This is a genomic window from Nitrospirillum viridazoti CBAmc, assembly GCF_000730165.1.
Taxonomy (GTDB): domain Bacteria; phylum Pseudomonadota; class Alphaproteobacteria; order Azospirillales; family Azospirillaceae; genus Nitrospirillum; species Nitrospirillum viridazoti.
Window position 1 is genome coordinate 1,357,167 of record NZ_CP022110.1, and the last position, 18,301, is coordinate 1,375,467.

The following is an 18,301-nucleotide window of genomic DNA, read 5'->3' on the forward strand; positions in this document are numbered from 1 at the left end:
GGCGATAGGGCTATAAGGCTCCATGCCGTTCCAATGCCGCGCGCAACAGGCCCTTCATGGGCGCCTGGGGCACGGCGTCCTGCTTCTTCAGCACGGCGGTGAAGGCGGGCGCGCCGCCGTAGGCGGACTGGTAGCGCTCCACCACCTCGTCCGCCAGGCGGGACACGGCGTCGGCCGGAACGCCGTTGGGAAACTGGAAGAAGGCACGGATGGGGCCCAGCAGGGTGCAGCCGTCGGCCGTCAGCGCCACGACCGCGCCCTTGGGCACCACGATGGGCTTGTCCTTGCGCCGCACCACCACCTCGCCGCCCAGCGCCCAGTATTGGGTGCCGTCCACGTCCGTGCGACCGAAGACGCGGATGCGATCCCCCAGGTCGGCCTGGGCGAGGCCGGGGCAGCGGCCGGGCAGAGTGTCGGGCGCTTGCTCGAACACCACGGTCTGCGGGTCATAGATCAGGCCGAACACCGGTTCGATCATCTCTTCGGCATGGGCGCCGCCCGCCGTGGCCAGCAGCGTGGCCAACAGGCCGATCTTGGCCAGGGAACTCTTGAGCAGGGGGACCTTGGTGAACAGGGAAACCTTGGGCATTTTCACGCTCCGGCAGCTGAACTGTCTTACGGCTGCAAGGAAGGGTAGGGGCGGTGTGTGGCCGGAAAAGGGCGTGGCCGGTATCGCGATACGGCTATGCCGGCAGGCGTACCGCCCAGTCCGACCTTCCCGTCGCCCCCTGGCCGGGTTAGGCTCCGTTCAGCGCTTTTTGAAGGGAGGCCTTGATGGCCGAGGCGCCGGATCCGCAGGAACTGCTGAACCAAGCCGCCGCCGCCCGCCGGGTGGGAAGGCTGCCGGAGAGCCTGGACGCGGCCGGCCAGGCCGTGGCCTTGCTGCGCGCCGCCGGGGCGGCGGGAGATTTGGCCCACGCTTTGACGCGCTTGGCGCAGGCCTGGCGCGACCTGGGGCGTTACGGCGACGCCCGAAGCGCGCAGGAAGAGGCGGCCGCCCTGTTGCGCCGCGCGGATAATGGCCTGCTCCTGGCGAGTGCCTTGCGGCACCTGGGTGGCATCCTCGACGACCAGGGCGCGCATGCGGAGGCGGCACCGGTCTATGCCGAGATGATGGTCTTGTACCAGGCGGCGGACACCGCCCCGCTGGAGATGGCCAACGCCGTGCGTGCCCTGGCCTGCAATGCGGAGGGGCGCGGGGACCGGGGTGAGGCCGAAGTGCGATGGCAGGAGGCGCTCGACCGTTACGCCGCGCTCGATAATCTGTTCCAGCGCGACTATGGCCTGCCGGACAACCCCGGCGTCGCGGAGGCGCGGGCCCGCCTTGCCCGGCTGAGCGCCATGTCGCCGTGAGGCAACCCGGAATCGAGCGAGGCGGGACATCTGCCCAACCATTCAGGTAAATAAATGAAATAATTTAATAAGCTGCACTCTGTGGGTGCAATTTTTGGAGCTTGCGGCACAATCGGCGCCAGTCCAATAAGAGATGGGAGAACGCCGCCATGGCCGTAGACAGCAAGCACCCCGAGACCCTGGCCCTGCACGCCGGGTACCGCGCCGATCCCGCCACGGGCGCCGTGGCCGTGCCCATCTACCAGACGACATCCTATCAGTTCCGCGACACGGAGCACGCCGCCAACCTGTTCGCGCTCAAGGAACTGGGCAACATCTACACCCGCATCATGAACCCCACCACCGACGTGCTGGAACAGCGCTTGGCGGCGCTGGAGGGCGGGGTGGCGGCCCTGGCGGTGGCGTCGGGCCAGGCGGCCAGCACCTTCGCCATCCTGAACGTGGCCAGCGCCGGCGACAACTTCGTCACCTCCACCGACCTGTACGGCGGCACCTGGAACCTGTTCGCCAACACCTTCAAGCAGTTGGGCATCGAGGCGCGCTTCGTCGATCCGTCGGATCCGGAGAACTTCCGCCGCGCCACCGACGACCGCACCCGCGCCTATTACGCCGAGACGCTGCCCAATCCCAAGCTGCGCGTCTTCCCCATCGCCGAGGTGGCGGCCATCGGCCGCGACTTGGGCGTGCCGCTGATCATGGACAACACGGCCACGCCCATCATCGCCCGCCCGCTGGACCATGGGGCGGCCGTTGTCGTCTATTCCACCACCAAATACATCGGCGGCCATGGCACCAGCATCGGCGGCGCCCTCATCGACGGCGGCAATTTCGATTGGGAGGCGCATGCCGATCGCTTCCCCCTGCTGAACCAGCCGGACCCCAGCTATCACGGGGCGGTGTGGACGCAGGCGGTGAAGCCGCTGGGCCCCATCGCCTACATCCTGCGCGCCCGCGTTACCCTGTTGCGCGACGTGGGCGCCCCGCTCAGCCCCTTCAACGCCTTCCAGGCCATCCAGGGGCTGGAGACCCTGCCGCTGCGCATGCGGGAGCATAACCGCAACGCCAGCGCCGTCGCCGCCTTCCTGGCGGACCATCCCAAGGTGTCGGACGTCATCCACCCCAGCCGGCAGACGGGGGAACTGCGCCGCCGGGCAGACGCCGTGCTGAAGGGCGGCCATGGCGCGCTGGTGGGCTTCGAACTGAAGGGTGGTGCCGACGCCGGCCGCCGCTTCATCGACGCGCTCAAGCTGTTCTACCACGTCGCCAACATCGGCGACGCCCGCAGCCTGGCCATCCATCCGGCCAGCACCACCCATTCCCAGCTCTCGGCCGAGGACCAGGCGGCCACCGGCGTCACCCCCGGCTATGTCCGCCTGTCCATCGGCATCGAGCACATCGACGACATCCTGGCCGACCTCACCCAGGCGCTGGCCCAGGCCTAACGGGCGCAGGCGCCCGGCGGAAGTCAGACCACCAGCCGGCGGTAGAGATGCCAGGTGCTGTGGCCCAGCACCGGCATCACCACGATCAGGCCGACGAAGGCGGGCAGGGTGCCCGCCAGCAGGCTGCCGGCCACGATCAGGCCCCACAGCGTCATGACGCCCGGGTTGCGCCACACCGCCCGCATGGAGGTGGCGACGGCGGTGTGCAGCGGCACGTCGCGGTCCAGCAGCAGGGGGAAGCTGATGGCGGCGATGGCCAGCACCACTGCCGCGAAACAGGCGCCCACGGCGCAGCCCATCGCGATCATGGTCCAGCCGGCGCTGCTGCCCGCCACGTCGGCCGCGAATTGCGCCACCGAGGCCGGCGGCTGCGGGCCCAGCGTGGCGTCATAAATGCCCTGGGCGGCGTAAAGCCACGCGAAGTAGATGACCGTCAGCAGGAAGCCCAGGGCCGCGATGGCGGCGATGGCCGGCGAGCGCAGGGGGCCGAACGCCTCCCGCCAGCTGGGCTGAGCGCCGCGTTCCCGCTGCCGGCTCATCTCCAAGAGGCCGATGGACGCCACCGGACCCACCAGCACGAAGCCGGAGGCCAGCGGAAACAACATCGGCAGCATGTTCAGGTTCACCGCCGCCCGGGCCAGCACACAGCCCAGGATGGGGTAGATGATGCACAGCGCGAAGACGTCGGTGCGGAAGGCGCCGAAGTCGCGGAAGCCGGCGGCGATGGCCTCGCCCAGGTCGGCCACGCCGATGCGCCGCACCAGGGGCGCCTCCCGCGCCCGTAGGTCCTCCATATGCCCGATGGCCCGGCCCACGGACGCCACGCCCGCCGCCGCTTCACCCAGCCGTTCCCATGTCCATTCCACGGGATTGCGTATGGTCTCTTGTGTCATGCCCGATCCTCCTGAACGCATTGCGGTTTCAGGCAGGGGCCCAGAGATCAGCGGGGCCCAAGGCAGGGATGTTTTGCCGCGACCGAGGCCCAATGGCCAGGGTCCGGCCGCGCAGGGCGGTTAAGCGCCGCTCCTGTTTTCGCGGGAAGTGTACGCCGGTTGGTTGGTCTTGTTAATGGGCGTGGGAATAGGGGACCGGACGTGGAGAAGCGGTTTCCAATATCCGGTCCCGGCGCCTTCTGCGCGCCCGTCTTGTCGAGACGGGGGCGCCCGTGCGGGGGCTAGGACTGGGGCGGGAGTTGGGCAGTGTCCATGAAAAGCGGCTCCCAGACATGGCCGTCCGGGTCTTCGAAGCTGCGGCTGTACATGAAGCCGAGGTCCTGCTTGGGGTTCACGTCGGCCTTGCCGCCGTGCCGGCTTGCGGTCTCGGCCATGGTGTCCACGGCGGCGCGGTCGTCGCAGGACAGCGCCAGCATCAACGCCCCGCTGGCGTGGGTGTCGGTGATGGGCTTCTGGGTGAAAACCCGCCACTTATCGTGGGTCAGCAGCATCACGAAAATGGTGTCGGAAAACACCATGCAGGCGGCGGTCTCGTCGGTGAACTGCGGATTGTTCACCGCGCCGATGGCGGTATAGAACGCCATCGCCTTGGGCAGGTCGCGCACCGGCAGGTTGATGAAGATTTGCTTGGGCATTGTCCTCTCCATTCAGGAAGCAGTACCCGAAGGACGGGCCGGGCCATCCGGAACCGACAGGGCCCCGAAAATTTTTCTTTCGGTGGGGGCGGCCGGCATCCATGTCGGGTTCTTCAGCACGCCGCCTTCTTCTCCACCCGGGCCATGAAGCGGGCGTAGTCGATCACGCCCCGGCTGTGGAAGCCTTCGCCGATCAGGCCGGTGGCATCAACGGCGGCGACCTTGAAGCGCAGGGCGCGGCCGTCGAAGGCGATCAATTCCACGGTGGCGGTGACGGTCATGCCCACGGGCGTGGCGGCCACGTGGCTGACGTCGACATGGGTGCCGACGGTGCGCTCCCCCGGTTCCAGATAGGGCGCCAGCGCCTGCACGCAGGTCCATTCGATGAAGGCCACCATCTGCGCGGTGGCAAAGACCGGCGGCATGTCGTGGAAGCCACCGAAGGCGGCGCGGGCAGGGCGGGCACCAGCATGCTGGCGTCAACGGTCAGGCTTTCGCTGTGGCGCAGGCCGGGTTGCAGGCAGGATTTCATGCGTTGACTGCTCCTCACCGACAGCCGTTCCGGGCTGACCTCGGCGGACGCCGGCGGTTCAGAATTCGATAACCAGCGTGGTGATGCCCTGCCCTGCCTCCTGGATGGGTGTGATGGTGGGATGGGGGGCGCCGACCGTGGATGTGGCGGGATCGCTCAGGCAGACGTTAGCGCTCGGGCCGGTGCGCATCTGCGCCAGCAGCGAGGCGGGGGTGATGTTGCACGCCGCGACCACAGTCACGGTCACGGCCATGGGCGCCGCCATGATGCCTGTGGCCTTGGCGAAGGGCGAAACGGCGACCAGGGCCAGCGGCACCATGAGGAGGAGGGGCAGGAGCTTTCGGTGGGCGCGTCGCGTCGGCTGCATCGGTTCAGGCATGGGGGTTCCGCCTTCCTGTACGACCGCCGCGCTCGGGAGTAGCCGGCGGAAAGTTCACCCCGTCAAAATATCACGGCGACCGTGACGGTGTCCAAATATGCTCCCGCCCCCGCCATCCGTCCGGCCGCCCATCCGCCGCGTCCGCTATGGTCGCGCTGCCCCCCGGCCTGGGGGTGGCCATCCTCAGTATATGACGGTCACGGTGATCGTGTCGGAATAGGCCCCCGGCTGGACGATCTGGCCGGCCGGCATGCTGCCGTAGATGGGGTGGACGGTATGGCAGGGCGACAGGCAGTCGCCGACGACGGTACGGGTGGAACCGCTGCCGTCACCCCATATGTTGGACCGCAGGGAGTCGGTGAAGAGCTGGTAGTTCAGGTTATAACCGCCGTACAGCATGCGGCGGCTGCTGTAGCTGCCGCTGTTGCCGCTGCTCAACGTGACGGTATAGCCGGCCGGCAGGGCCGCCGTGCAGTCCACCGTAACGCCGCCCGTGCTGTTCGTGGGGAAGGCACGGAAGGGGATATAGGTGCCATAATTCAGGGTGGTGACCGATACCGTGCACTGGGCCTGGGCCCTGTGGGGTATCAGCAGAAGGGCCAGCGCCAGCAGCAGGGCGGTGGGCAGCCATGTGCGCCAGCCGCGCGTCCGGCGGCGCTGGGGCAAGGGACGGCGGGTCATGGCACCTCCTTCCGGCAGAGCAGGGGACCGAGGGTGGGGATGTCGTCCGGCCGGTCCTGATAGTCGAATTCGGCCATGCAGCGCCGGCGGTTGGGCAGGGTCACCGTCAGGCGGTTGCGCGCCGACAGGTCCAATACGTAGGCCAGGCCGTCATATCCCACCGGCGTCCGCGCCCCGGTGGCGTCCAGTATGGCCTCGCTGCCCATGGGCAGGGGCTGGCCGTCCTCATCCACCAGGCGCAGCAGCGCGCCGTGGGCGCGGCGCAGGGGGAAGCGCACCACCACGCCCGACCGGTCCTGCGGCCGCACCGTCTGGGCCGTGGTGGCGGCATCCATGTCGATGGGCAGGTCCGTGGGATCGATGGCCAGCTGGTTGGCATCGAAGGAGCGCAGATCCGGAACCAGCAGGCGGCCGCCGCCGTCGGTCACGCCCACCGGACGGTTTTCCCCCAGGACGTGCAGGCCGGCGGTGCCATCGGCATCCACCACGGCGAAGCTGTCGTTGATGGGGGTGGAGGCGAACAGGGCACCGTCCAGCAGCGACAGGGCGCCCTGGATCTCGGCCCGACCGGCGGTCTCCTCGCCGCTGTGGTCCACGCCGCCCGACAGCAGGGCCCAGGGCGCGCGGTACTGCAGGTCGGCGAAGGCGTGGGTTTGCTGTCCGCCGGCGGCGTAGGCCTGATAGCCGTAATCCCCTGTCTCGTTGGCCGATTGATTGGCCTGCAACTGACCGTAGAGCCCGCTGGAGCCGCCGCCCAGGCTGGCGCTGGCCGAACTGCGGCTGCCCAGCGGCAGGGTCAGCGTCAGCAGAAGGCCGGTGCTGCGTCCGGTGGCGAAATCATGGAAGCCGGTAGCCGCGAGGGTCAGTGATCCCAGTTGCGCCGAATAGCTGCCCGACAGCACATGGGCGTGGGTGGCCGGCGACACCGACACGGTGGTGCCCGACAGCAAGGTGTCGCGGGCATAGAAGGTCAACGGCGTGGCGCTGGCGTCGCGGTCCAGTCCGGTATAGCTGAGCGCCAGTGAGCCGTAGGGCCCCAGCGCGAAACTCAGGCCTGCGTTGATCTGCTGGTGGGCCACGCCATCGCCGGTCAGTGCCGCGATGTCGCGGTAGCCCCGGTTGGCGCGGGTGATGGAGGCATTGAAGCTGATGTCCTCGCCCATGCGCTGGAACCCGGCGGAGAATTGGGCACCATTGCCGGCACTGCCGGCGGCACTGAGCGTCAGCACGCCGAAGTCGGCCACGTTCACGGCTGCGCCGATGCCGCCCATGGCCAGGCCGCCGGCCCCCTCGACATGGCCTTCCACCGTGACCGCGTTTGACAGGCCGCGGCGGTAGGTGGCCGACCCCGTGAGCCGTCCATAATTGTTGCTCTGCAGGCCCCAGTCGCGGCGCACCGCCCCCACCTCCGCCGAATAGGCCTGCAGCCCGGCGGACAGCAGGTTGCTGCTGGCGTAAAAGGGCAGGCGACTGGTCACCTGGTGGCCCAGGGCATCGGTCAGGGTCATGGCCACCGTGCCCGCGCCGGTGATCATCGGCAGGGTGGGCACCTGGAAGGGCCCCGCCGTCACCTGGCTGGAGAACAGGCGCGTGCTGTTGACCATGACATCGACGGTCGAGGGAACGGCGGCGGAGCCCAGAACGGAGGGGACGGGGAAGGTGGTCAGGTCCGGCCGCATTGAGAAGTCGGAATTGATCTGCACGCCGCCAAGGCGCACGGGCCGGGTCCAGGCGGTGCCGCCGCCGACGAAGTCGCCCAGGCGATAGCGGCGCAGGCTGTCGGGGTCGGAATAGACGTAGGCGCTGTCCAGACGCAGCGCCTGGAAGGCGCCGTTGCTGCCCGTGGTGCCGCCAGCGCGCGCCAGCAGGCCGGTGGAAATCACGCCCCAGGGGGAGAAGCCACGCAGGTCGAACAGGCCCGTGGCCAGACTTTGGCTGCCGCTGGGGCCGCCGCTGGTGCTGCCGGCCAGGTCATAGTTCAAGGTGGCGCCGGTGGCGCTTTGCACGGTGCCGGCCGGCGGCTGCGGCTGGTGTGCGGGGAGCAGCAGGGCCGGCACCAGCCGCTCATCCGTCGCCGTCACGTACAGGGTCTGGGTGCTGGCTTCCATGCGGATATCCAGCCCAGGCGTCCCCGCCAACGGCACCAGTCCTTGGGCATCCGCCGGCGTCTCGGGCGGTAGTCGCAGCCCCAGGTCCCGCAGCTGGTCCAGACGGGCGAAAAGGGCACCGTCACGCATCACGAACTCCCCGATCTTGCCCGTGGGGTAGCCGTTGATCACGATCTCCAGCAGGCGGAGTTCATCGGCCATCGCCATAGGCAGCGTCAGCACGGCCTGAGGCAGCAGGGCGATGGCCGCAGCGGCGCAGGCCCGCCGCAGCCATCGGGGCGGGCTCATCGCGCGGCGGCCACCGTGACCGGCTGATCCAGCGCGCCGCTGTCGGCCCGCGCCGTCAGGCGCAGTGTGCTGCCGGCGGCGGGGGCGGCCAGCCCGGGCATGCGCCAGCGGCGCGTGGACCCCGGCAGGATGTAGGGCGATACATTGTCTTCCGCCTTCACGGCGCGACCGTCGGGCGCTGTCAGGACGATATTGCGGACGGTCTCATGCCGGTTGCCGTCATTGGTGGCCACCAGGTAGGCCTCGCCGCCGTTATTCTCCACCTGCCAGCGCACATGGGATGCGATCCGGGTGCTGGGTTCGGCAAAGATGGGGATGGACAGGCGCAGGGCGATGCGGACGGTGCCGGGGTCGGCCGGCGGCGGGATCTGGTCCAGCAGAATGCGGTAGCTGGCTTCCCGGCCCTGTGGCGGGTGGCGCACGGCGATGCGGACCACTTGGCTGGTGGCGGCGGGAATGGTACCGATGGGTGGGCTGGCCAGCAATTCCTCGGTCGGCGTCAACTGATCGTTGCCGTCCACCTGGCTCCAGCGGAAGCCGCGGATCTGGTACGAGGCCTCGGTGTCGCTCTGGTTGATGACGGTGAAGGCCACCGCCGTCTGGCCCGGGGCCAGCTGCATGGTCACCGGCAGCACCGTGAGGCTTTGGGCCCCGGCGGCCGGCGAAAGTGCCGCCACCGCAACCAGGGCTACCCCGCCCAACAGCGATCGCCAGAGGGGGGCGGAACGGGGCACGCCATGCGGGCGTCGTCGAGACGGGTTCCGGGAATCCTTCATTTTGCCCCCACGCGTTTCGAGAGATGGAGCCGATAGGGAGTGGCGGGCGATGCTGCGCCCTGCCGTGGTCAGTAGCTGACGGTCGCGGTGATGGTGTCGGAGTAGGCCCCCGGCGTGACGAACTGCGATGCGGGCAGCCGGCCGTAGACAGTCACCGTTTGCAGGGAACCGGAGCCAATGCCGGTGACCGTGTCGGTGCCGACGGTGATGCCCCAGTTCTGGCTATGGCCGGTATCGCGGTAGAGCCCATAGTTCAACATGTCGCCGGACGGGCCCGTCATCTGCCGGGTGGTGACCGTGGCGCCCGGGGCACTGCCGGCGTCCAGCCCGATGTTATAGGCCGTCGTGTTGGTGCAGGTGACGGAAATGATGGACGTGGCGTCCACCGAGGCCCCGGTATAGGTGCCGAAGGCGAGGGCTGTGGCGCTGACCTGGCAGGTCGCCCGGACGGTTGCCGTCACCTGGAACGTGGTGGTCGCCGTTGCCTGCGCGTGGGCCATCCGCGCCGGGGACCAAGTGATAAGGGCGATGCCGAAGAAGACGAAGCTAAGTAACCGAGGCATGGCGGTACCCCCTTGTTGGAGAGTTCCGCATGCTTATTCCGCCACCCAGCCCCTGTCCTTGATTTGGCGCAGTCAGGGGTTGATTTAATCGATCCTATGAACCGGAAAATTTAGGGAACGTTTCCCCCATGCCTACCGGCGCGTTGGCGGCCTGCTCATGGCATGGCCTTCAGGATGGACAGCAGAATATCCTGCGACCGGCGCTGGCCATAGCCCTTGCCGTAGGCGCTGGAGGTAACGGCTACCACCAAGTCCAGCGATGGCACCACGTAGATCTTGTTGCCGCCGTTGCCCGAGGCGAAGTGGACGGGCACGATGCGGCCATCGCCCAGGGGCTCATCCTTGGCGTACCACATATAGCCATAGAAATCGGCGTAGGGGTCGCTGGCGGCAATGGGGTGGATGCGGGCCAGACTGTCGCTCAGCCACCGTTGGCTGATGACACGTCGGCCGTTATGGGTCCCCTGATTCAGGACCATCTGGCCGATGGTGGCGGCGTCGCGGGCGGTGATCGACAGGTTGCCCTGGCCGGTGCCGTGGCGGCCGGGAAGCTGGCGCCAGCTGTGGGCCGCGATGCCCAGCGGGCCGAACAGGGCCTCCTGCGCCAGCCTGTCAAGGCTTTGGCCCGTGGCGCACTCCACAATCAGCCCAACCAGGAAGGCATTGAGGGAACAGTACTGATAGGTGCGGCCCGGCGGCTCGCGCACCGGCACGGCCAGGGCGGCGCCGGCCCAGTCGCCGGTCTTCTCCCCCGCCTCATCCAGCGTGTCCTCATTGCCGGGCGAGGCGGGGTCGGTGTCGTCGGCCGCCAGGCCGGAGCGCATGGTCAGCAGGTCGCGAATGGTGATGGCCTCCCATCCTGAGGGTAGGGGGCTTGGCAGGTAGCGCGCGATGGGGGCGTCCACGCCTGCCACCCGGCCGCGATCGATGGCGATGCCCATCAGCAGGCTGGTAAGGCTTTTGGTGGCGGAGCGGATGTCGTGCAGGGTGGTGGCGTCATCGCCGTTGTAATAGGCCTCGGCGATGCCCCGGCCATGCCGCAGCACCACCACGCCCTTGAGGTCGGGATGGGGATCATCGCGCCGGCTGTCCAGCAGGGCGGTCAGCCTGGCCGAGGAAACCTCCCCCGCGCCGGCTGTTGCGGGCGTGACGCCCATGAACGCCGTCCCCGCCAAGCCACCCAGCACCGCCCGCCGGCTGCACCATCCCCCGTCCATACCGCCACTCCCCCTTGGTTGAGGGGCGCAGCCTTGCCGAGTCCGGTGATGGGGACAACGGCCATCCGCGCATGGAGGGGTGGGGCCACTTCGCGTCGGCGGAATGAATTCCCTGACGTTTCGCCCGCATCGCTGCTATGAAATCGATAACATTTAGACAATCACCAAGGTTTTGGGAGGCGACATGGCGATGCGGGCGGCGTGGGCACTGGTTCTGGCGGTAGGGATGGGGATGGGGATGGGCGGCGCGGCCCCGGCCCGGGCGGCGGACAAGGCGGCGGACAATCCGGCGCTGGAGGCCGTGCTGGCGGGGGATCCGCCGTTCCAGCCGCAAAGCCTGCGCCTGGTGGACGTGCCGGCCCCAGCCGGTCCGGCGGTCAGCCTGTTCAACGGCCGCGACCTGAATGATTGGGACGCCTGGCTGGGCTATCCCGATCCGGCGCGCACCTACCTGGCCCAGCCCGGCCAGAGCTCCATCGGCGCCGACAAGGCCGCCATCGCCAAGATTTTCCATGTGGTGACGGAGGAGGGGGAACCGGCGATCTTCATCACCGGGCAGACCTGGGGCGGCATCGTCAACCGGGGCGACTACGCCAACTATCATCTGCGCCTGGAATACAAGTGGGGCAAGACCCGCTACGCCCCGCGCCTGGACCTGCCCTGGAACAACGGCCTGCTGTACCATAGCCATGGCGCGCCGGGCGCCGTCTACGGCACCTGGATGGCGGCGGCAGAGTTCGAGATCATGCTGGGCTCCGTCGGCATGGTGGTGCCCGTGGGCCCCAACGTGACGGCGATGACCGAGGTGGGGCGCGACCGTGCGCTGATCGATCCCCAGCGCCGCTACATGATGGGCGGCCGGGCGGTCACCGTGCAGCAGCCGGCCTGGAACGTGGAGGCCGGCAGCAACGCCGAAAAGCCGGTGGGGGAGTGGAACGTGCTGGACCTCTATGTCGTGGGCGACCAGGCGGTGCACGTGGTGAACGGCGTGCCGGTGATGGTGGTGCGCGACCTGCGGATGCGGGAGGGCGCGGGCTGGATGCCTCTGACCCACGGCCGCATCCAGCTGCAGTCCGAAGGAGCGGAAACCTATTTCCGCCGCATCACGCTGGAGCCGATCACGCGCTTGCCCAGGGTGGTCCAGGATTAGGGTCAGAACCGGAACTGAACCTCGGTTCAACGGCGGGGTCCTGCATCTCCGCATCACCATCGCGCATATCAAGTTTATGTTAATGACATTCGCGCACCCAGTACGCGTTTTTCGCGTAGTGCGACTATCTTTCATAGAAACCGTATTATGATTGACTCCTATTGCGTGTGGGTCCAGTCTCTCGTGGCACACCTAAAAAGATCGGGCCAAGCCCGACGGCAGACCAACCGCCAGCGGCTGGACAAGATACCTTGTCCAGAAACGAGGAGACACGCCATGAATATGATCGCCTACCGGCAGGTTAATGCTTTCGCCCAAGCTGTTTCGGCGCCCACACTGCAATATGCCCAAACTCTTTTTCATGAGAACAACACTGCGTTCGTTGCGTCCCCTAAGATCTATAAGCGCTTTCCCCAGGTAAAGATTGATGATTTTTCCACAATACTGGCCGCTGTCTGGGCCGACAGCGTTTCCGGTGCAGGCTCCATCAAGGCTTGGCTGCGTGCCTCTACCGCCGGTTGGTCCGACATCGAGATCACCAATGCGGCGAATGTCACCTACGCCAGCTGGCACGGCCTGTTGGTCCGCAAGAACCTGCAAGACGTCGGGAAATATCCGGCCGTTACCAATGACTATTACAGCTCCCCGGACGTGATCGCCCGCCGCCAGCGCGTGGACGACCCCGGCACCTTCCTGACCGCCCAATCCTATGGCACCAATCCATGGGAACAACCGGTGCGTGGCCTGAACTATCTCTATCTGCGGGCCAAGAACCTCTACCCGGGTGGTCTTGAAGGTAATTTCGTCGCATACAACTACAAAGGGTCAGTGACTCCGCCGTCCAAGTGGAACCCACTGAGCACGGAGACAGGCAGCTCGACATCCGCGATCAAGGCCAGTTCGATCAGTCCCGTCCTGCCTTCCGGCCAGATCGGCGTGACCTTCGACCCGTTCCTGTTTAACTTCGCCGCCGATCCGGGCGAGCATAATTGCATCTCCGTGCTGGCCCAGACGGCCTATTATACCAACCCCCTGCCCGACGACGCCAATTTCAGCATCGCCACCTGGTTGCTTAACGATCTGGCGTCAGCCTGGCACAATGTCGCGCAGCCGACCCAGTCCAAGAACTTCCTGTATTTCACGAACCGGGACGATACGCCGGAGCGCTTTCGTTTCGAAGCGCATGTCTCCAACCTGCCCCTTGGCTCCGTCGTCCAGCTCCGGACCGAGGAGAAACAGCACGGGGGGGTGGAAATCAACAGCGGTCCCGTCCACATCTCCAGCGCCAGCGCCGTGATCATCGCCGAGGGTGTAATCAATCCCAAATATGACGGAAGGCTGGAAGTGACGCTGGACGTGCCGGGCCTCAACGGACGGCTGCCCCCGGAAGCTGTCGTCGAGATCCGCACCTTCTGGCAGGTGCAGGACGACAATCCGAACCATGCCAAAGCCGTTGTCCTGGCGGCCCGCAACCATCGGACGTTGCTGGATGGCGATGCGGCCGAACTGTTTCTGGGATCGTTCACCTTCGTCGGTGGCAGCCCGGATTGAACATCCTCGGCGCATCGATATCGACAACAGAGCGAGCCCGGCTCCCGAAGGGGCCGGGCTTTCTTCTTAGAGTCTGTCTGACAACTTTATGGGTGTGCGAGGCCTCTGAAGAGGAGGCTGGACATGGCAATCAGGATCAGGCCCCTGCCATCTCCGTCCCCAAGAAATCCAGCAGCAGGCGACTGACCTCATCATGCGCCTCGCGCGTCGGGAAGTGGCCCACGCCGGGCAGCACCACGCGGCGGTAGGGGCCGGTGAAATGGCCCTCATTGACCTCCGTCGTAGCGGGCAGGGTGCAGCGGTCGTCCCCGCCCTGGATCATCAGGGTGGGCACGGCCAGGGTGCGGGCGGCGCGCTGGCGCTTTTCCATCTCGGTATAGCGCGGGTCGGGTTTGGCCTCGTCCCAGCGCACGCGGTAGGAATGCAGGGTGATGGCGGCCCAGTCGGGATTCTCGAAGGCCGCCGCCGTCCGTTCGAACTCCGCCTCCTCATACCACCCGGCGGGGCTCCAGCTGTCCCATTGATAGCGGGCGAACGCCTTGCCGTCGTGGCAGATGGTTTCCGCCCCGCGCTCCGTCGTCAGGAACCACTGGTACCAGTAGCGCTGGGCCTGGGGCAGGGGTGGAGTGGGCAGGCTGCCCGGCTCCCACCCCACCGACAAGGCGGCGATGCGGCAGAGGCGGTCGGGCGCCACGGCGGCCAGGAAATAGGCGATGCGGGCGCCCCAGTCGTGACCAATGATGCTGAAGCGCTGCCAGTCCAGGGCGTTGGCGAGGTCCAGAGCGTCGTGAGCCAGGGCGGCGATCTGGCCGGAGCGGGTGGTCTGGCTGGACAGGAAGCGCGTGGGGCCGAAGCCGCGCAGCCAGGGCGCCACCGTTTTGTACCCCGCTTCCCACAGGGCCGGCGCCACCCGGTCCCAGGTGTGGGCGTCGTCCGGCCAGCCGTGCAGCAGCATCACCGGCGGCCCGTCGGCCGGCCCGCCGGTGATGTAGGCCACGTCCAGCAGCGGGGTGGCGATATGGGCGATCTCGGGTTCGGTAGTCGACATGGCTATTAAACCTAGCAGCGCGCAGGCCTGTTCCCAACAGGGCAGGCATCTCCGTGTGCATGAAAATTGCTGAAAAGTTGCCGGCCCGGCGCTGCCCTTCCTTGGATAAAGGTGGGGCTGGTGAGGCGTATGGGTATGGGGAAACAATGAAGATTGGGGATAATGCCGCGTGCAGGCCTGCGGGACGGTGGCGGCTCCTGCTTCAGCCGGTGGGGGCGGTGCTGGTCGGCAGCACCATCGTATCCCTGATGCCGACGCCAGGGCCCGTCTGCCTCTCCTTTCTCATCGGTGGCCCGATTGTGCTGTGGGGATTGGGCCGGCTTTTCTGTCTGTTCCTGTTCCAAGATGCGCTGCGCGGGCTGATCATGATGGTGGTGGTCTGGCCGCTGATGGCGTTGGCCATGACCGCAGGCGACTACCTGCACTTCGCCCTGTGCGTTCCCTACTACGTCTGGGTGGTTGCGGATATCCCGCCAGGCCAGCCCCGGCATATGGAATTTCATTGGGGCACCTTCGGCGTAGTGGGCGGCCCAGAAAGAGACAAGACCCTGATCTATGATCCGGCCAAGGCACGAACCGTGCGCTCCCGATGTGACGCCATGCCGGATTGGACGCCCGGGCCGTTGCTCTGCGTCTCGCCCTTGTTGGGTGGATTCTACATGGTCAGTCTGCAATAACGTTGCCGATGGTTCCGGTTCAGCCCGCGGCGCTGGCCACCACGCCCTCCGCCCCCGCCAGGTCCAGCAGGGGCAGGAAGGCGCCCGGTTCCTGGGCGCCGGATAGGGAATAGAGGCGGTTGAAGATGAAGCAGGGCACCGCCTGGATGCCCAGCTGGCGCACGGTGGCCAGCGACTGGCGCAGGGCGTCGCGGTCGGCATCGCTGTGCAGAAAGGCGGCGGCGGCATCGGCGTCCAGCCCCGCCTCCCCGGCGATGGCAGCCAGCACGGCGCGGTCGCCGATGTCGCGGCCGTCGCGGAAGAAGGCGGCCTGCAGCGCGGCGGCCAGCTTCTGGGTGTGGGCGCCCCCTTGGCCGTCGGCGTGGCGCAGCAGGCGATGGGCGTCCAGCGTGTTGGGCGTCCGGCGGATGCGGTCCAGGTTCAGGGTCAGGCCCTCGGCCGCCGCCGTCTGTTCCAGCAGGGCGTTCACCTGGCGGATGCGCTCAACGCTGCCGAACTTGGCCAGTTGGTCGATGGTGCGGTCGACGCCGCTGGGCGGCGTGTCGGGGTCCAGCTGGAAGGGCAGCCAGCGCACCTCCGGCTGTTGTGTCGGGCGCTGGGCCAGTGCGCGCTCCAGCCGGCGCTTGCCGATGTAGCACCACGGACAGACGAAGTCGGCGACGATCTCGATCAGCATGGGGGTGTCGTGGTGGGGGCCAGGTCGCGAGCGTGGAGGGACTATACGGCGGTGGTGCCGGCCTGCCGAGCCTCATCCGATGGTTTATACACCAAGGATGGTTACAGCGCGGCGGCGGCCCGCGGATGCGGACAGTTTCTTTTCCATTCCGGTTCAAGGCCTCCTGCGCTAAACTTTTCTTATCTCTGCCATATATGGGCATGCCGCCGGCTTTGGTCGATGGCGCCAGATGGTGAGTGCGCGGCGATTTAGAAAGGCTGGTCCGGCGTGGACCGCCGCCCGGTGGGGGCCCGTTCCATGAGCGAAACCTACGTCACCATGAAAATCCGGGAGGCCATGGCCCAGGCCCAGGGCAGCCGCGCCCAGGCGCAGCGCATCCTGATGGCCTGGGCGCTGGCGGACGAGCAACTCATGCGCGGCCTGTGCAAGCCCTTCCTGAAGGGCATCACCGGCGCCGCCATCGAGCGCGCATACCGGGGCGGCCCGGCCGTGCCCGCCATGGCGCCCGCCGTGGCGCCCAGTGGCGCCACCAGCCGCCGTGCCCCGGCCCCTCAGCGCCTGACCCAGGCCCAGTTGGACGCCATTGTCGCCCGCATGGGCGGTACCCGCCTGGCCAACCAGCCGCCCATCCTGAATGGCGCCCCGCCGCCCAAGAGCGAGGGCACGGTGAAGCAGGCGGCCTCCGTCAAGGCGCTGGCCGCCGCCTTCCACCGCAAGAAGTTCTGAACAGGCCTGCATAGACCCAGCAGCGTCGAAGAGGCCGGCGCCCGCCGTTTGAGAGGCTCACAGAAGACAGGGCGGGGCCGGCGGCTCCGCCTTTTGTTTGTCGCCGCTTCTATGCTATCGCTGCCGCCCCTGGTTTCCGTTCGTTTCCTGAAGGTCCGCTTTTCCCATGAGCCCTGTCGCCGTCCGTTTCGCGCCCAGCCCTACCGGCCGCCTGCACATCGGCAACGCCCGCGCGGCGGTGATGAACTGGCTGTTCGCCCGCAAGCAGGGCGGCAGCTTCATGCTGCGCATGGACGACACGGACCGGGAGCGGTCGACGGCCGAATATGCCGCCGGCATCGAGGAGGACCTGCGCTGGCTGGGCCTGGAATGGGACCGCTACGCCCGCCAGTCCGACCGGCTGGACCGTTATACCGCCGCGGCGGAGCGCCTGAAGGCCGCCGGCCGCCTCTACCCCTGCTATGAGACGCCGGATGAGCTGGGCCTGAAGCGCAAGGCCCAGCTGGCCCAGCACCGCCCGCCGCTGTACGACCGCGCCGCCCTGCGCCTGACCGACGCCGACCGCGCGCGGCTGGAGGCGGAGGGCCGCCGCCCGCATTGGCGGCTGAAGCTGGAGCACACACCCGTCGTCTGGGACGACCTGGTGCGGGGCACCCAGCGCTTCCAGGGCCAGGACCTCAGCGACCCGGTGCTGATCCGCGAGGATGGCCAGCCGCTGTACACCTTCGCCTCGGTGGTGGACGATATTGAGCTGGGGATCACCCATGTCATCCGGGGTGAGGACCATGTGGCCAACACCGCCGTGCAGATTCAGCTCTGTGAAGCGCTGGGCGGCCCCGTGCCCGCCTTCGGCCATTTCCCCCTGATCACCGACGCCAGCGGGGCTGGCCTGTCCAAGCGCCTGGGCAGCCTGAGCCTGAAAAGCCTGCGCGAGGAGTCGGGGCTGGAGCCCCTGTCCATCCTGTCGCTGCTGGCCAAGATCGGCACGTCGGACGCGGTGGAGGCCCGGGGCACGCTGGAGGAACTGGTGGCCGATTTCGACCTGGCCAAGGTCGGGCGCGGCACCCCCAAGTTCGATGCGGAGGATCTGCACCGCCTGAACGCCCAGATCCTGCACCACATGCCCTACGCGGCGGTGGCGGACCGCCTGCCGGCCCTGGGCATGGCGGGGGCGGATGAAGCCTTCTGGCTGGCCGTGCGCCCCAACATCACCCATGTTGCGGAGGCCAAGGGCTGGTGGGACATCACCCACGCGCCGCTGGCACCGGTGGTGACCGACGCCGCCTTCCTGGAGGCCGCTGCCGGCCTGCTGCCCGCCGCCCCCTGGGGTCCCGACACCTGGGGCCAGTGGGTGGACGCGGTGAAGGCCGCCACCGGCGCCAAGGGCAAGGCCCTGTTCATGCCCCTGCGCCTGGCGCTGACAGGCTTGGAGCATGGGCCGGAACTGAAGACCCTGCTGCCCCTCATCGGGCGGGAGCGGACACTGGCGCGGCTGTCCGGCCAGACCGCCTAAATCGTTCATGTTATCAAACCGGTATCGTCGTTT

At 67.7% G+C, this 18,301-nt stretch carries 19 protein-coding genes; 7 read left to right on the top strand and 12 right to left on the bottom strand.

Translation table 11 applies throughout. The annotated features are described in order from the left end of the window. Positions 1-10 precede the first annotated feature (10 nt). Positions 11-589: a hypothetical protein gene (locus Y958_RS06335; RefSeq protein ID WP_088871328.1), complete on the bottom strand. Its 579-nt coding sequence runs from the start codon at positions 587-589 to the stop codon at positions 11-13. A 185-nt stretch (positions 590-774) separates the two neighbouring features. Here Y958_RS06335 and Y958_RS06340 point away from each other — a divergent pair, with 185 nt between their 5' ends. Beyond that, a complete protein-coding gene (locus tag Y958_RS06340) occupies positions 775-1,353 on the top strand; it encodes a tetratricopeptide repeat protein (RefSeq protein WP_088871329.1) in 579 nt (192 codons plus the stop codon). A gap of 149 nt (positions 1,354-1,502) precedes the next feature. Then, entirely contained in the window at positions 1,503-2,795 is a 1,293-nt protein-coding gene (locus Y958_RS06345; protein WP_088871330.1) for an O-acetylhomoserine aminocarboxypropyltransferase/cysteine synthase family protein, read from the top strand. Between the two features lie 23 nt (positions 2,796-2,818). On the opposite strand, the gene Y958_RS06350 is transcribed toward Y958_RS06345, so the two are convergent. From Y958_RS06350 to Y958_RS06390, 9 genes are all read right to left on the bottom strand, one after another. Then, the gene (locus Y958_RS06350; RefSeq protein ID WP_088871331.1) at positions 2,819-3,688 is read right to left on the bottom strand and encodes a DUF2189 domain-containing protein; all 870 of its coding nucleotides are present in this window, start codon (positions 3,686-3,688) and stop codon (positions 2,819-2,821) included. A 281-nt stretch (positions 3,689-3,969) separates the two neighbouring features. Then, on the bottom strand, positions 3,970-4,383 hold the full coding sequence (locus tag Y958_RS06355) for a VOC family protein (RefSeq protein ID WP_088871332.1): 414 nt from the start codon (positions 4,381-4,383) through the stop codon (positions 3,970-3,972). A gap of 113 nt (positions 4,384-4,496) precedes the next feature. Continuing rightward, entirely contained in the window at positions 4,497-4,808 is a 312-nt protein-coding gene (locus tag Y958_RS06360; RefSeq protein WP_211098553.1) for a thioesterase family protein, read from the bottom strand. A 165-nt stretch (positions 4,809-4,973) separates the two neighbouring features. Continuing rightward, on the bottom strand, positions 4,974-5,294 hold the full coding sequence (locus tag Y958_RS06365) for a hypothetical protein (protein WP_145615568.1): 321 nt from the start codon (positions 5,292-5,294) through the stop codon (positions 4,974-4,976). A gap of 183 nt (positions 5,295-5,477) precedes the next feature. Next, the gene (locus Y958_RS06370; RefSeq protein WP_088871334.1) at positions 5,478-5,975 is read right to left on the bottom strand and encodes a Csu type fimbrial protein; all 498 of its coding nucleotides are present in this window, start codon (positions 5,973-5,975) and stop codon (positions 5,478-5,480) included. Continuing rightward, a complete protein-coding gene (locus Y958_RS06375) occupies positions 5,972-8,371 on the bottom strand; it encodes a fimbria/pilus outer membrane usher protein (RefSeq protein ID WP_244909397.1) in 2,400 nt (799 codons plus the stop codon). The genes Y958_RS06370 and Y958_RS06375 overlap by 4 nt, the downstream gene beginning before the upstream one ends. Continuing rightward, positions 8,368-9,072, bottom strand: coding sequence for a fimbrial biogenesis chaperone (locus Y958_RS06380; RefSeq protein WP_186291286.1), 705 nt, complete (start codon positions 9,070-9,072; stop codon positions 8,368-8,370). The genes Y958_RS06375 and Y958_RS06380 overlap by 4 nt, the downstream gene beginning before the upstream one ends. A gap of 143 nt (positions 9,073-9,215) precedes the next feature. Continuing rightward, positions 9,216-9,710 (bottom strand): Csu type fimbrial protein, encoded by a 495-nt coding sequence (locus Y958_RS06385; RefSeq protein WP_040850017.1) that lies wholly within the window; start codon positions 9,708-9,710, stop codon positions 9,216-9,218. 155 nt (positions 9,711-9,865) lie between these two features. After that, positions 9,866-10,927 carry a serine hydrolase domain-containing protein gene (locus Y958_RS06390; protein ID WP_088871336.1) on the bottom strand — a complete coding sequence of 354 codons (1,062 nt, stop codon included), beginning with the start codon at positions 10,925-10,927 and terminating at the stop codon, positions 9,866-9,868. Positions 10,928-11,165: 238 nt separating this feature from the next. On the opposite strand from Y958_RS06390, the gene Y958_RS06395 reads away from it, so the two are divergent. Then, a complete protein-coding gene (locus Y958_RS06395; protein WP_244909398.1) occupies positions 11,166-12,077 on the top strand; it encodes a 3-keto-disaccharide hydrolase in 912 nt (303 codons plus the stop codon). A 276-nt stretch (positions 12,078-12,353) separates the two neighbouring features. Next, entirely contained in the window at positions 12,354-13,628 is a 1,275-nt protein-coding gene (locus Y958_RS06400) for a hypothetical protein (RefSeq protein ID WP_088871338.1), read from the top strand. Between the two features lie 136 nt (positions 13,629-13,764). On the opposite strand, the gene Y958_RS06405 is transcribed toward Y958_RS06400, so the two are convergent. Further along, positions 13,765-14,676 carry an alpha/beta fold hydrolase gene (locus Y958_RS06405; RefSeq protein ID WP_088871339.1) on the bottom strand — a complete coding sequence of 304 codons (912 nt, stop codon included), beginning with the start codon at positions 14,674-14,676 and terminating at the stop codon, positions 13,765-13,767. A 59-nt stretch (positions 14,677-14,735) separates the two neighbouring features. Here Y958_RS06405 and Y958_RS06410 point away from each other — a divergent pair, with 59 nt between their 5' ends. After that, positions 14,736-15,353, top strand: a complete 618-nt coding sequence (locus Y958_RS06410) for a hypothetical protein (RefSeq protein WP_145727812.1) — start codon at positions 14,736-14,738, stop codon at positions 15,351-15,353. 19 nt (positions 15,354-15,372) lie between these two features. Here the strand turns inward: Y958_RS06410 and Y958_RS06415 are convergent, their stop codons facing one another. Further along, complete coding sequence (locus Y958_RS06415; protein ID WP_088871341.1) at positions 15,373-16,029, bottom strand: DsbA family oxidoreductase; 657 nt, start codon at positions 16,027-16,029, stop codon at positions 15,373-15,375. Positions 16,030-16,326: 297 nt separating this feature from the next. Here Y958_RS06415 and Y958_RS06420 point away from each other — a divergent pair, with 297 nt between their 5' ends. Continuing rightward, entirely contained in the window at positions 16,327-16,755 is a 429-nt protein-coding gene (locus tag Y958_RS06420; RefSeq protein ID WP_145727813.1) for a hypothetical protein, read from the top strand. A gap of 166 nt (positions 16,756-16,921) precedes the next feature. Beyond that, a complete protein-coding gene (gltX, locus tag Y958_RS06425) occupies positions 16,922-18,268 on the top strand; it encodes a glutamate--tRNA ligase (protein WP_088871343.1) in 1,347 nt (448 codons plus the stop codon). The last annotated feature ends 33 nt before the right edge of the window (positions 18,269-18,301 follow it).